This window comes from Streptomyces sp. NPDC091377 (assembly GCF_044757045.1).
Lineage (GTDB): Bacteria > Actinomycetota > Actinomycetes > Streptomycetales > Streptomycetaceae > Streptomyces.
Map to the genome: position 1 here is coordinate 85,862 of NZ_JBIVUE010000022.1, position 13,654 is coordinate 99,515.

At 69.4% G+C, this 13,654-nt stretch carries 14 protein-coding genes; 9 read left to right on the forward strand and 5 right to left on the reverse strand.

Going from position 1 to position 13,654, the window contains the following annotated elements; genetic code table 11:
• Positions 1-174: 174 nt before the first annotated feature.
• The 3 genes from ACIQNG_RS33565 to ACIQNG_RS33575 form a co-directional block, all read right to left on the reverse strand.
• A complete protein-coding gene (locus ACIQNG_RS33565; protein ID WP_401490322.1) occupies positions 175-915 on the reverse strand; it encodes an SDR family NAD(P)-dependent oxidoreductase in 741 nt (246 codons plus the stop codon).
• Positions 916-999: 84 nt separating this feature from the next.
• On the reverse strand, positions 1,000-1,431 hold the full coding sequence (locus tag ACIQNG_RS33570) for an Rrf2 family transcriptional regulator (protein ID WP_401490371.1): 432 nt from the start codon (positions 1,429-1,431) through the stop codon (positions 1,000-1,002).
• A gap of 491 nt (positions 1,432-1,922) precedes the next feature.
• Complete coding sequence (locus tag ACIQNG_RS33575) at positions 1,923-2,090, reverse strand: hypothetical protein (RefSeq protein ID WP_401490324.1); 168 nt, start codon at positions 2,088-2,090, stop codon at positions 1,923-1,925.
• A gap of 681 nt (positions 2,091-2,771) precedes the next feature.
• Here ACIQNG_RS33575 and ACIQNG_RS33580 point away from each other — a divergent pair.
• From ACIQNG_RS33580 to ACIQNG_RS33595, 4 genes are all read left to right on the forward strand, one after another.
• Positions 2,772-3,569: a 2OG-Fe(II) oxygenase family protein gene (locus ACIQNG_RS33580; protein WP_401490326.1), complete on the forward strand. Its 798-nt coding sequence runs from the start codon at positions 2,772-2,774 to the stop codon at positions 3,567-3,569.
• 118 nt (positions 3,570-3,687) lie between these two features.
• On the forward strand, positions 3,688-4,980 hold the full coding sequence (locus ACIQNG_RS33585) for a ferric iron reductase (protein ID WP_401490328.1): 1,293 nt from the start codon (positions 3,688-3,690) through the stop codon (positions 4,978-4,980).
• 20 nt (positions 4,981-5,000) lie between these two features.
• Complete coding sequence (locus ACIQNG_RS33590; RefSeq protein ID WP_401490330.1) at positions 5,001-6,470, forward strand: IucA/IucC family protein; 1,470 nt, start codon at positions 5,001-5,003, stop codon at positions 6,468-6,470.
• Between the two features lie 331 nt (positions 6,471-6,801).
• Complete coding sequence (locus ACIQNG_RS33595) at positions 6,802-7,011, forward strand: hypothetical protein (RefSeq protein WP_401490332.1); 210 nt, start codon at positions 6,802-6,804, stop codon at positions 7,009-7,011.
• 472 nt (positions 7,012-7,483) lie between these two features.
• Here the strand turns inward: ACIQNG_RS33595 and ACIQNG_RS33600 are convergent, their stop codons facing one another.
• A complete protein-coding gene (locus tag ACIQNG_RS33600; RefSeq protein WP_401490333.1) occupies positions 7,484-8,131 on the reverse strand; it encodes a TetR/AcrR family transcriptional regulator in 648 nt (215 codons plus the stop codon).
• 147 nt (positions 8,132-8,278) lie between these two features.
• On the opposite strand from ACIQNG_RS33600, the gene ACIQNG_RS33605 reads away from it, so the two are divergent.
• Positions 8,279-9,037: an SDR family NAD(P)-dependent oxidoreductase gene (locus ACIQNG_RS33605; RefSeq protein ID WP_401490335.1), complete on the forward strand. Its 759-nt coding sequence runs from the start codon at positions 8,279-8,281 to the stop codon at positions 9,035-9,037.
• Positions 9,038-10,001: 964 nt separating this feature from the next.
• Here the strand turns inward: ACIQNG_RS33605 and ACIQNG_RS33610 are convergent.
• Positions 10,002-10,259 (reverse strand): hypothetical protein, encoded by a 258-nt coding sequence (locus ACIQNG_RS33610; protein WP_401490337.1) that lies wholly within the window; start codon positions 10,257-10,259, stop codon positions 10,002-10,004.
• 372 nt (positions 10,260-10,631) lie between these two features.
• Here ACIQNG_RS33610 and ACIQNG_RS33615 point away from each other — a divergent pair, with 372 nt between their 5' ends.
• The 4 genes from ACIQNG_RS33615 to ACIQNG_RS33630 all read left to right on the forward strand — a co-directional run bounded on the left by ACIQNG_RS33615 (position 10,632) and on the right by ACIQNG_RS33630 (position 13,577).
• Positions 10,632-11,357, forward strand: a complete 726-nt coding sequence (locus ACIQNG_RS33615; RefSeq protein WP_401490338.1) for a hypothetical protein — start codon at positions 10,632-10,634, stop codon at positions 11,355-11,357.
• A complete protein-coding gene (locus ACIQNG_RS33620; protein WP_401490340.1) occupies positions 11,350-11,853 on the forward strand; it encodes a hypothetical protein in 504 nt (167 codons plus the stop codon). Before ACIQNG_RS33615 ends, ACIQNG_RS33620 begins: the two co-directional genes overlap by 8 nt.
• A gap of 408 nt (positions 11,854-12,261) precedes the next feature.
• Complete coding sequence (locus ACIQNG_RS33625; RefSeq protein WP_401490342.1) at positions 12,262-12,525, forward strand: hypothetical protein; 264 nt, start codon at positions 12,262-12,264, stop codon at positions 12,523-12,525.
• 197 nt (positions 12,526-12,722) lie between these two features.
• Positions 12,723-13,577, forward strand: coding sequence for a transposase family protein (locus ACIQNG_RS33630; protein WP_401490344.1), 855 nt, complete (start codon positions 12,723-12,725; stop codon positions 13,575-13,577).
• The last annotated feature ends 77 nt before the right edge of the window (positions 13,578-13,654 follow it).

Sequence of the window (13,654 nt, forward strand, 5' to 3'; positions counted from 1 at the left end):
GGCTCCGCCACTCACGGTGAATGTGGGCCGGCTTCTCAATCCGAGGAAGAGGAAGCGGCATATCTCTGCCCCAAAGGGTAGGTCGGGGGTGGAGGAGTGTCGCCGTGGTGCCGAGCAGGTGTCAGTGATTCGCTCGCCCTCGGTGCGGGATCGGACCGAGGGCGGTCTGTATGACTAGAGCTGGGTGGCTCCGCCGTCGACAAGGAGTTCCGCGCCGGTGGTGAAGGAGCTCTGGTCCCCGGCCAGGTAGAGGGCGGTCGCGGCGACCTCGTCGGGGTGGCCGGTCCGGCCGAGCGGGGTGGGTGCGGTGGGTTCGGTGCCGTCCTGCGGGAGGGCGGCCCGCAGTTCGTCGGCGCCGGGGGTCGTCACGGGGCCTGGGGTGAGGGCGTTGACCCGGATGCCGCGGTCGGCGAGTTCGGCGGCCCAGGTGCGGGCGAGGCTGCGGGTCGCGGCCTTGGTGGCGGCGTAGATGCCCAGGCCGGGGACGCCGCGCAGGGCCGCGCTGGAGGAGAGCAGGATCACCGAGGCGCCCGCCGGGAGCAGCGGAAGCGCCTTCTGGACGGTGAAGACGGTGCCCTTGAGGTTGATGGAGGTGGTGCGGTCGTACTCCTCCTCGGTGATCGTGCCGAGTGGGCCGAAGCCGCCGACGCCCGCGTTGGCCACGACGATGTCGAGGCGGCCACTGCGCTCGGTGATCCCGGCGAAGAGCCGGTCGAGATCGTCGAGTTCCGATACGTCGCCCCGGATCCCGATGGCGCGGTCGCCGATCTGCTCGACGGCGCTCTCAAGCTCGGCCTCGCGGCGGCCGGTGAGGTAGACGGTGGCCCCTTCGGCGGCGAACCGGCGGGCGATCGCCAGGCCGATGCCGGTGGAGGCCCCGGTCACGAGGGCGGTCCTGTCGTCCAGCTGTCCCATGGCATTCTCCGATGCTTGATGTAACTACTATTGTTACGATTCGGGCCGCGAAAGGCGCCGCCCCGTCACGATCCGCCGCCGGAGCTAGGCGTCCCTCAGTACGTCGCGCAGCACGTCCTCCAGCGTGGTTCTCGCCAGTTCCGTGCGAAGAGCGGTCTCGACACCGTCGTAGGCGGCACCCAACACAGGTGCTATACCCCGACCCACGACGCACTCGCGGTCGGGTGCGGCAGGGTGCAGGGCGAAGATCGGCCCCGGCTCCACCGCTTCGTAGACGTCGAGCAGGGTGATCGTCGACAGGTCCCGGGACAGCGTCCAGCCGGCCCCGGCACCCCTGCGCGAGTCGGTCAGCCCAGCCTTGCGCAACTGGGCGAGCAGGCGCCGGATCACCACGGGATTGGTATTGACGCTGGTCGCTATCTGCTCGGAGGTCGCGACCTCGTGCCCGCGGCGCTGATACAGCCCGATCCAGGTCAGGGCATGCGCGGCGACAGTCAGTCTGCTGTTGGCCCCCACGTTGTCCCTCACCTCCCCTCTTGTTGAAACAATAGCAGTTACGACTGGCTTCGGCGAGTGCACGGGGGCAGTTCCCGGGCGCCTCGGCCGTCTCCGGCACCGCCGGTCGCTCCGCCCCCGCTTGGCGCGCCTGCGGAGCGCTCCACCCGCCGGAGGGATACCAGCGTGCACTCCAGGCGCACCGCCAGGTTGTCCGGCCGTCGCGGGGCGACCCGGCCATCGCGGACGTGGTGGACACCGGTCACCTGGACGTTGTCCCCGACGCCCCGACGCCCCGACGCCCCGGCCGTCGGCACGAAACCGTGCTGGACCGCACCGCGCCTGATCGGGGCGGCCAATGAGCGGGTGCCGAACGCGAACGTCCGCGCCCTGCACATCCTGGCGCCCGCGCCCATGAAGACCGGCCCCACCACGGCGGACGCCGCCCCGGCCCCGGCCTTGCCGTCGGGCCGTCGGCCGTGAACTTGGCTTCGTCCGCTACCCACGGACCCTCACCGTTGAAGCAGAACCGGACCAGGACGTGGTACACCGTGGTACGCCTCGAAGCCCTTATTGTTCTGAGTGAGGGCGAGGATGCCGGCCTGAAGGAACCTGCTGACGTCGACGCTGGTTTCGTCGTCCTGCCCGGCGACGAGTTCGCCAGTGACGCTCATGTCCACGCTGCTCTCCAAAGGAGCTGCTGCTCTCCAAAAGGGCTGCTGCTCTCCAAAAGGGCTGAGGTCGGAGTTGGTCTGCTGAGCACGACGGCCGACTGCCCGTCGGGAGAGGCCGCCCCTCCGAGCTCCCATGCCCGCGGCGGAGGCCGCGAGGGCCCCGCGCGTTGCGGGGCGGACGCGGCGTGTCGCGGCCCAAGAGCCCGGTTCGCGGTGCCGTCGCGGGGTCCTCGCGCCGGGTTCCTCTAGACCAGCCATCTCGTCAGATGCCCCGCAGTTACGTCACCGTCATTCGATTCTCCGCACACGGTTCTTCCGCACGCGATGGATCGGACGCGTCGAAGACCGACTATGTCCATGAGAACGGAGCCGTGCGGGCAGGCCGTGCCCACCTGGGCCGAGCGACCGCGGTGGGCCGGCAGCAGCCGACTGCGGTGGGCCGGCAGCGGGGCTGACAGCGTCCTGGCAAGTGGGCATGCAGGGGCGCATCGCTGGTTCGCGCGCCTTGACTGTGTGACCTCGTGCGCCTGGGTTCCGCGCCCTGACCGGTGGGTGGGGAGAGTGCTGTAGTGGAGGCGGCGCGCGCTCGGTCCTCTGTGGCCCGCCGCCGAGCGGCAGTACTTGGCGAGGCGAGGACGCGCACGGCGAGTCGATGGGGACAGTCGGTGCAAGGCCACGGGAGGGCAGATGACCGCGATGGCGCGTGCCGTCGACGACCTGTTCCGCCAGGGATACGCCTGCATCGCGCTCGGGCGGCACGAGGCCGATGTGGCCGGCACCTGCCTCCGGGAGGGAAGCGGGTTCTTCGAGCTGCCTGCCGACGGCAAGCTGCGGCACAGCGGCGCCGACAGCAACTACGGATACCGTCCGACGGGCATCGAGTATTCGATCACTCCTGAGCGCCCGGACTGCAACGAGTCCTTCACACTGTGGGCCGGCCGGCTCGATCTCATCCCGGGCGCGGCGGACATCGAGCCGTTCACGACGGCGCTGCTTGCGTGGCAGGCCGTGTGCAGTGACCTCACCACAGAGCTCCTGGACGGTTGTGCGGCACGTTTCAGTGCGACGGCGCCCAGGTTCGCGGTCGCCTCCCACCTGCAGTTCAACAACTACTTACCGGCTCCTGCCGGGCGGGAGTTCCTGCAGGAGCGGCACGAGGACGGTCACATGGTGACTCTCCTTCACGCGAGGGGTTCGGGGCTGGAGTTCGAGATCGGCGGTGAGATGCGGCCGGTGGTGAACTCACCGGACCAGGTTCTGGTCCTGGCGGGGTCGGTGCTGACCGCTTTGACCGGTGGCGCGGTTGCGCCTCTCTATCACCAGGTCCGCCGGACACATGCGGGAGGACGGCGGTCGATCATGTACTTCGTCAATCCGGAGCTGGCCGAACCGCTGTTCCCCTGGACTGGGGAGCAACGAGACCTACGGGACTATGTGCGTGCGGCCCCGCTGGCTTTCGGTCTGCCCATGGTTGAGGAGCTGTGACGCCGAACCCCGGGCCCACCCGCCCCACTGGCGGGCGTGGCGGGCCGGGACAGGCCGTGAGGCGTGTTCGGACCGATTCTGCCGTGAGCTGTTGTTCCCGTCTTTCAAGGTGGTGCCCGTGATCCTCGGCGAGGCAGGGGACCTGCTCGGCACCTGGCAGTACGCGGAGCGCTACCTCGGCGGTGGAACCCGCGCCTACAGCCCGTTCTCCACCGACCTTGACGTCCCCGATCTCTATCACCCGCAGGTCGGAGCCGACCGCTTCACCGTTCCCACATTCGTGGTGCCGCGCAGGCACGGCGTGTTCCTCCACGGGCACGTGCGGTCAGCCGTCGCCCAGCTCTACCGGCGCGGGGACGCGTTCCTGCTGCCCGTGCATCCCGCGACTCTCACCCACCGGCCGCTGCCGGGGTGGGAAGTCCTGTACCACGCTGAGCGCGGGCCGGAACTGTCAGTGGTGCCGGCAGCCAACACGCGCACCGTCTTCGTGGAGCGCATCGACGGGGTCCGGGTGGAACCGCACTTCGTCAAAATGCACTATCCCAAGCGCCTGTCGCGTTTCGTCAGAACGCTCGGCGAGCAGGCCATCCGCACCCAGCTTTGGACGTACCGGGAACTGGAGAGGGCAGGGCTGCCCGTCCTGACGGAAGCGGCCGGCGGGGTGCTGGGCACGTCTCCGGACACCGCATGGGGATTCCTCATCCGCGAACTGCACCCGCGGGGCGGCACCACCGTCGGCCCCGGCCGGGGCATGGCAGGACGCGACATCGCCACGGACCCGCCGCACCACACCGTCCCGCTGTTCGCGCTGTACGGCCGCGACGTCCGCCGACCCCACGACCCCACACTGATGGAACAGCTCATCGCCCGCGGCAGCGAGGCCCCGGCCCGATGGCTGGCCCGCCGCGTGGTGGTTCCCATGGTGCGCCTGTGGCTGCGCGCGGTCCTCAAAACCGGATGCGCCCCGGAACTGCATGGCCAGAACACCCTGTTCTCGTTCGACCCGGACGGCGGGCACACCGCCGTCCTCTTCCGGGACTGCGACCTTTTCGTCGACCCGGCAACCCGCGAAGCCGGAGGGCCGAACAAGGGCCTCCCTCCGGTCAGCGTCATCGGGCAGGACGTGCGGGAGCCGGTCTCCCGCGTCTTCAGCCTCGTCTACGACAGCTACATGGCGCACCACGCCCTGGACCGGCTCGCCCAAGTCGCCGCCGACAGACTCGGCGTCCCCACCACTCACCTCCACCAAGCCGCCCGCGAGACCTTCACCGCCCACGGTGGCCGCACCCTCCCGTTCCCCGACACCGTCTTCTACTACGAGAACCAGCTTCTGCCCGACGACGGATGGCGGCTTCGCGACACCGGCGCGACACCCACCTGGCGCACACCGCCCACCGCTGCCACCCCGTGAACCCGTCGAGGGAGACACAGATGCGCTACCTCACCGAACTGGAGACGACCCGACCCGACACCGTTCCCCGCTATGCCGCCGCCCTCCCCGGAGCGCAGGCCACCGTACTGGGCCGGCTCTGGGGCGCTCTGGCACGCGAACCCCTCCCGGGACTGCGGTCACGCACGAGCGACTCCTCCTGTCTGACGGTCACCTTCGACAACGGGCACCACGTCACCGGCCCGGACGCCGCCGGAATCATCGCCTGCGACCTGCCCGAACTCACCCTCGACGGACGTGACGTCACCGATCCGGCAACGCTGGTCCGATGCCTGTGGCCGGGCCCCGACGGGGACCGCCTGGCGACCGAGGTGTCCGGCAGCGTCGACGGACTCGCGCTCGCCCGAGCCCACGCCCCCTCCGGGGCGGGAACGACCCGCGACAGCACCTGGTACGAACAGAGCGTCATCGACGGCCACCCCGTCCACCCCTGCAGCCGCAGCCGGCCAGGGATGTCCGTGGCCGAAGTCCTCGCCTACGCACCCGAACACCGCCCAGAGTTCGAACTCCCCCTGGTCGCGGTGGCCCGCGAACGCATGCACACCCCCGCCCCCGACTGGCCCCTGACCGACGGACCGCGCATCCTGCTCCCGGTCCACCCCTGGCAGCACGACCACATCCTGCCCCGCTACGGCCTCATCGCCGCCGGCTCGATACCGGCACGGCCGCTCATGTCGCTCCGGTCCGTGGCCACAGAGCAATGGCAGATCAAAATGTCCATCGACGTGCAGCTGACCTCTGCCGTCCGTGGCCTGTCCCACCCCACCATGCACAACGGGCCCGCCCTCTCACGCGTCCTCCCCGACCTTCCCGGCCTGACCTTCCTGCGCGAGACACACGCCGCTGGCATCGACCCGCATCTCGGCGCCGTCCTGCGCCAGCCCCCAGAACGCCACCTCCGCGCGGGCCAAGTCGCTGTCCCCCTGTCCGCCCTGACCACCAGCACCACACCGGGCATCGACTTCGCCACGGTCATCACCGCCACCGTGCCGCCCCTGCTGCGCATGCTCGACCGCGGAATCGCCCTGGAAGCCCACGGACAGAACACCCTCCTCGTCCTCGACGAGAACCAGCAACCCCACGGGCTCCTCTACCGCGACGTCGGCGGCATCCACCTCAGCCCCCACCGCTTCGGAATCCACCCCCCGCTGCGCGGCACCATCGTCAACGACGACCCCCTCGTCCTGCACAGCAAACTCGCCGCCGCCATGACCATGACCCTTGCCGGACTCATCCACGCCGCGGATGACGACAGCCTGTGGGCCTACGCCGCCCACACCATCGACACCACCTACGCCGACCTGCCGGCCGACCACTGGAACCGCCACCATCACGCCCTCTTCCACGCCCCGACGCTGCCCGTGAAGGCGTACACCACCAAACGCCTCGCCGACGACCCCCGCACTGACCTCTGGTGCCGAACCCCCAACCCCTACACCGCACACCGCTGACAGCCACCACCAACAAGACCCCTACGCTCCACTCGCATTCCCGGAGCACGTCCGGGACCACTCGAACCGTGGTCGGGAAAGAGCTCGGGCAAGGCCGGCTTCGGCACGCGGTCCACCGTACCGATCGTCATCCATGGACAACCGGCCCTCTCGCTCTCCCGACCGGAGCCGGGCGACGACCGTAAAGCGGGACACACAGCCCTCCGGGTTCGCCCCCGTACTGGCCGCGCTGATGGCCGACCGGGCCTGGCAACTCCCCGCCGCCGACGCAGCGTCCTGGACCGCTGGTCGACATCGCCGCGACCCTCCCCGCGCCGGGCCTCGTCGTGCCTTGGCTAGGCTTGCCGCATCCGTCTCGCCCCGGAAGCGGGCGCGGTATTGCCAGTCCCTGCTCCAGTCGGCGGACCTGACCGGCCGAGCCCTGGGCGTCGCCCGCAGCCGCGATCTGGGCGCCGAGGGCCGCGGCGAGTTCCCGCTCTCGCCGTTGGAGAAATGCGTCGGCTGCGCACCGGCCGTGCCGGTCAGCGGTGAGCGCAGGTGACTCTTCGAGAACGAGGTAGGTGTGGATTTTGCGAGCTGGACGAAGAAGCCGCAGCCCGCCGACGGCCAGGAGGCCGAGCAGTGACCGCGGTCGGGACCCGCCCACCCCGAAGGCGGCGGCACCGACCCCGACGACCTGGTGTGTGCACCGGGTACGGCTGGACGTGTCCACGACGGGCCTTCGGGCCTGGCAGGCCAGGGGCATTCCGGCGAGGGCCCGGAACGTGCCCCGTCGATCACTCTGCGGCGCTCCGCCTGCTGCCCGCCCGTCCTGCTACTGACGGGCAGTAGGCGTCGGCTCCTCGCCTCCGTGGCGTTGGGCTCGTGCCGCTTCACGAGCCGGCGACCTGCCCGCCGGGCGCCCGTCGCGTGAATGACGCCTACAGGCCGCCCCGGCACCGACCGGCCGCCTACCGCAGCGTTGCGGGGTCCGGGGGCGGGCGCCGTCCGCACCCGCAGCGGTGCCGGAGCCCTCAGGAGTGCTGCGGGTCGTCGGCGCTGCGGCCGTAGCGGGCGAGCATCGTCGTGACCGCCTCGTTGACGGCATGGCTGACGTCGGCGGGTGCGGGGCTCCAGTCGGCGAGCAGCATCCGCGGCCACAGGACGTAGTTGGCGATCATGCCGAGGAACTGGTTGGTGGCGCTCTCCGCGTCAGGTACTACCGCAGTGCCCGTGGCGTGCTGGGCCTCCAGGTAGTGCTGGACGGAGATGAAGTAGGGCAGCTTGCCCAGCTCGAACTGGGCCCGTCCCAGTTCCGGGAAGCGCGGAAGTTCGGCGATGACAATGCGGAAGAGGGCCGCCATCGCGGGCCGGCCGATGAGGTCGGCGTACTGGCGGCCGATCGCGCTCAGGCCGGCGCCCAGGTCACCGGGCTGCGTCGCGGGCGCCGCCGGGTCCGGCCCGCCCTTCCAGTACTCGGTGACGATGGCCTCGAAGAGCGCCGCCTTGGTGGGGAACTGCTTGAACAGCGTGGACTTCGAGACGACCGCTTCCTGCGCGATCTTCGCCAGCGAGGTCCCGTCATAGCCCCGCTCCAGGAACAGCTTCGTGGCCGCTGCGGTGATCGCCTCGCGCTTGCGCTGCGCGAGTCGTTGATGGTGCGCGGAGAGCCCTGCGGTCATGGGCCCAGTATGCCTCATGGCGAGGCGAGTCACTTGACTCCCCACTGTGCGGATGTTTACGTGGATAGAGGCGAGTCGCTCGACTCGCGTCCGGCCGGCGGGAGCACTCCGGCCGGGGCCGTTCCGTTCCCGCATGGAGAAGCACTCATGGAGTCAGGCAGGATCGCATTGGTGACCGGCGGCAACCGTGGGCTGGGCCGAGTCACGGCCCAGTCGCTGGCCCGGCACGGGCTGCGCGTCATCGTCACCCACCGCGGCGACGCGCAGGAGGCCGAGGAGACGGTCAAGAGCGTTCAGGAAACCGGCGCCACGGCTGCCGCACTGCGGCTGGACATCAGCGACGTGGCTTCCTTTCCCGCCTTCGTCTCCCGCCTCGCCGCGCAACTGGAGCGCTGGAAGGCGACCCGGCTGGACGTCCTGGTCAACAATGCCGGGATTGGGCTGTTCGGACCGCTGGAAGCGGTCACGGTCGATGACTTCGACGCGGTGATGGACACCAACGTGCGCGGCACGTTCTTCCTCATCCAGGCGCTTGCGCCCGTGCTGGCGGACGGGGGGCGGATCATCAACGTCTCCTCCTCCCTCAGCCGCCACACCAGTGCCGGCACCTCGGTCTACTCAGCCTCCAAGGCGGCGGTCGAGGTCCTCAGCCGGACACTGGCCGTGGAGCTGGGGGCGCGCAAGATCCGTGTCAACGCCATCGCGCCGGGGCCGACCGCAACCGACTTCAACGGCGGCGCCATGCGGGACGACGCGCAGATGCGCGAGGGCCTGAGCGCGCAGACCGCGCTCGGCCGCGTCGGCGAACCGCAGGAGATCGGCGACGCCATTGCCGCGCTCACCTCCGAGGACCTGCGATGGGTCACCGCCCAGCGCCTCGAAGTGTCCGGCGGCGCCCTCCTGTAGGGACCCCGCCGACACCGTGTACCCCGCCCCTTACCTGGCAGAACCCGGGGGGTATCAGACGTGGTCCGCCCCGCGGGCCCGGTGGGCGGCATGGCGGGCCTCGTCGCTGCCGCGCTCCCGGCCATCCAGTGGGCGGCGGTCTGCTCGCAGAATCCGAGCAGACGGCTGAAGACGAACGCGGGAAGCTCGGCGGCCAGGTCCATGAGCGAGGCGTTCCGGGTGGGCCCGGGCCGGATGCCGAGCGCCTTGTGCCTGCGCGACAGCCTGACCGGCTCCATCGGGCGAGCGGCCCGGGAACCGGGGAACAGCCAGCGGCTCGGGCCGGGTTCGAGGCGATGGGCCTTGCCGTCCGGGTGGCGCACCAGGTCGCGGAGCATCTCGTCCAGCGGCGGCGGGATCTCTACCGGGTGCGTGCCCAGGCGCAGCCGCAGCGTGGTCCCGTCGTCAAGGACGTCGTCGCGGCTGAGTGCACAGATCCGGGACGCAGGCTGCGCGAACAGCAGCGGGAGCCAGTCCGGCCGCGCGGTCACGGACCGCGATGTCGTACGAGATCAACAAGGGTTTGAGGATGGGCTCTCAGAGGGCTGTACCCGCAGCTGGCGGCGTCCAGGCCAAGGCGGGGCCACCCGTGATCATCGGCCTTTCGGCATAGTACCCCATCTGTTGACGTATCACCGTCCGCTATCGCCGTCGCCGTCGTCCGTGCCGTCCATCGCTGACACCAGGTCAGTACGGCGGAGCGTAGTCATTCCCCCGTCTGGCTCCGGTGACGGTCCTTCAGTGAACTTGCCATGTTGCATGATGATTACGCCATGTTCGAGGGGGCACCGCCCACGGTGTGCGGAAGTGGTGTGAAGCCTGTGCTTCGATCACATTGCCCCGGCAGGCACTGCTGCCGCAGCCGCGCACGCCTGCCGTCTCGAACGGAATCAACACAGGCGGGCACAACTTGAGATGGAGGACATTACTGCCGTCCGGAGCTGCAGTGCTGGGACTGCTTGGCGGCACGCTGAGCCCCGCGCAGGTGGCCGACGTCCGCGACGCCGGCGGCCCCGGACAGGGGAAGCGCAGCACCCGCGAGCTGGGTGTCAGTACCCGAGCCTGAGGACTTGGACGACACGTCGCTGGAACTCGACGACGTCATCTCCCAGCCATCACCGGCGAAGCCGGAGGTGGAGACACCCGGCCCGGTCGGGAACCCGCCGGGCGACAGCGACGGCACGGACGGCGGTGTACTGATACCCGGCCCGGTCACCGGCCCGTGGGCGCCGCAGCCGTCTGCAACCGGCAGCTGGCCGGGCCCGGGCCGCAGGAATCACGATGCCGGTGATATGCGCGACCTGGGCGGCGGACCGACCGGTGTCGTTGCCGGGCCCAACCGTGGACGCTCGGCCCTCTCCCGACTGGTGCGACGACAACGGCGCCAACGGCAAGCGGTACGTCATCAGATTCAAGGCATGCGGGATCTTTCCGGCGGACCTCGCCCAGATCGACCCGCGCACCGGACGTGTGACGGGCCGGATGAAGTACCTCGTACGGGGCCTACGCGTACAGCCGGCGCACCATCAAGACCTGGGCGTACCAGGTCGAACTGATGGAGGTCTCCAGCTCAGGCACGCTCAACGGCGTGAACGCCTCGGGCGGCGCGAAGTGCACCGGAAAGCGCAAGATTACTCAGAGCACCTTCCCGGCCCAGCCCATGAGCCGCACCCAGGACGCCGTGGGCCGGTTCTTCGCCGATACCACCATCAGGACCACCCCGAAGGGCGACAGGGGCGAGGGCCAAGCGACCGCGTCCTGGCTGTTCACCAGCCTCGGAGCCACACCCAGCAACACGATCACCCTGCCCGCCCCGCCGGTGCGCTGTGACAATGCCCTGCCGGGGACCTCGAAGACGGGCTGCGTCATGCCCTACATCCCAGCGATGGCCTATGCGAAGACCGGCGAGTTTCCCGAGCTCGCCGCGCACATCGAATACGCGCAGAACACGCTGAATCTGCCTGGCAAGTACGGCACCACGCGCCACCTGACCCGCCAGACCGACAAGGTGAAGATCAGGCAAAACCGGAACGCGACATGCCCGCCCAGCCTGCCACGGCCTCCGGGCCGCAGCTGCGACGAGTACCCCATGGCTTCCACGTGGCAGGGCGGCTCAACCGGCAACTTCAGCCGCCGCATGATCAACCGGTGGCAGAACGAGGATGGCCGGCCGTGCGCTGAGCAGGTTCTACTTGTACAACCGCACCATCGAGAAGGACAAGTTTCTGGTGTGGCTCAAATGATCCCGTCACGAGGGCGGAGAGGGCTTCCTGATGAGTGACCAGATCGGAGAGGGCAGGGGTGAAGTCCCTGTCCAGTACCATCAGTTCGACATCGGCGACGAGGAGGGTCCCACCGGTCCGCCTCTTGACCGGAGCAGCAACGGACTCGTGTGCGTGGTGGACGGGGCCACGACGGTCCAGACCGGTATCCACACGGGCGACGTCCATGTCACGGTCACCCTCCACGAGGCCAGGCCCGAACCCGACGACGGTGACTGGCAGGAGATCGTGGAGATCTCGGCGCACTCCGCCTCGGGCGAACTGATGATCCGCTCGCTCATGGCCGACCTGGACGAGGAACTCCCCGCCCTGTCCTTCCAGGGCCCCGGGCACTACCGGCTCCGGATCCACGCCCGGGGCCGCGACACCGCCGTCGACGGGGCTCCGGACGTGGTCACCGAGTGGTACCTGATCCAGTCCTGGCCAGCACCCACCGCAGGTCCGGCCGTACTACGCCTGACGGACCGGTACGGAGCCGGGGCACGCGCAAGCTGATCTGCACCAGCAAAGCTGCTGCCTGTCCCTTCTATGACCCGGAGCGGGCAGCCAGCAGCCCTGCTTCCAAGGCCAGACGCCACAGCCAGGACTCCTCGTGGCTCGCCAACAGCGGTCGGCCTCGCCGCCGCCGGAGCCACCGCGGACAGGAGCTGGACCGAAGCCGCCGCCGGGCCCGGGCCGACCCCCGAGGAACCGCAGAGCACGAGGCTGCGGGCCACCGCGTGACCAGGACCGCCGACTGCGCACACAGGGTTCACCCGGCCCGGCCAGCCGTGCGCCACTTGCCCGGGTGAACCCTTCCCCGACCGGGCCCGATTGCCGGTTCCGGCCAGGCACCGGTGCCCTACGGTGCTGGCCACGGGCCCGTGTCCGGCCCTTGCGAGCCGGTCGAGAGAGCGAGCTCACATGAGCAGCGGTTTCAGGGACGGAGTCAGCGCGGCGGTCGCCTCTGGCCCGCACGGCGAGTCCGGGTTCTGGTTCTTCAAGGGGGACCAGGCCGTGAAGGCGGACGCCAGGGGCGAGAAGCGCGAGTACGGTCCGGCGAACATCACGGCGACGGAGGCGTGGCCGGCGCTCGCCGCGTTCGGGCGGACATCGACGCCGCGGTCTTCTCCGGTTCTGACAAATCTGCTAACGATCACTAACGAGCTCGTGCACGGTAGGCAGTGAGACGTCGGGCTCTTGATCGTTGATCATGGTTGTGTGGTGGGGAATGCGACTCGTGCAGTGATCATCAGCAACCGGCGGATCACGGGCCTGACGGCAGATGTGATCGCTGAACTCGTTGCTGAGATAGGCACGTTGTGGCACGAGCGCCACCAGGTCAGGCTCGCCTCCAGGCAGCGGAAGCGGACAGTGGGCGGCTGGTGTTTGTCGATCGGCTGCTTGCCACCCTGGTTCATCTCCGTCACGGGACGACTCACGATGTGTTCGCCTGCTGGTTCGGCGTGGACCGCTCGACCATCACCCGGGCCATCGGCGAGGTACGGCCCCTGCTCGCCGAGCGGGGGTGCACCGTCAGCCCGGACGTGCGGCTGCGAAGTCTGGCCGAAGTCGTTGATCATCTCGGCGTGACCGGGAAGGCCGGCATCATCGACGGCACCGAGATCCGAGTCCGCCGCCCGGCCGCCGGACGCAAGGACCGGGACAAGTTCATCTCCGGCAAGAACAAGCAGAACACCGTCAAATCCATGGTCGTCACGGACGACGAAGGCCGCGTGCTGTTCTGCAGCCCGACCAAGCCCGCAAGCTGCGCGGACATCACCCACGCCCGCCAGTTAGGGCTGGTCAAGCTCTTGGCCGAAGGACCCGCCGTCGAGATCCTCGCCGATGCCGGCTACCAGGATCTGGGTGCTCAGACCGGCGGACGCGTGGTGACACCACCGCACCGCAAGTTCAAGAAGAACGCCCCGGACTGGTACGAGGAGATCTACGAGCGCCAGCGCAAAGCACACTCCTCACGCCGCATCCGCGTCGAGCACGGCATCGCCCACCTGAAAAACTGGCGGGCCCTGGCCCGCCACCTCGGCCGCCGCGAACACATGAGCGACACCGTCCAAGCCATCGCCGGCCTGCTGTCCCACCAACAGATCACGGCCTCAAATCCGCACGGCAGATGTGAACTCCGAGCCCCACTGACGTCCTCGACGTCTCACTGCCTACCGTGCACGAGCTCGTTAGCTGTTTTTCGAGTTCGTCCAACTCCGCACGACGAGCGGTGATCCGTTTCAGCAGTTCGGGATCCAGCATGCGTCGGATCGTAGAAGGCCGTCCGACCGCCACGGGAAGGAACCAGCGA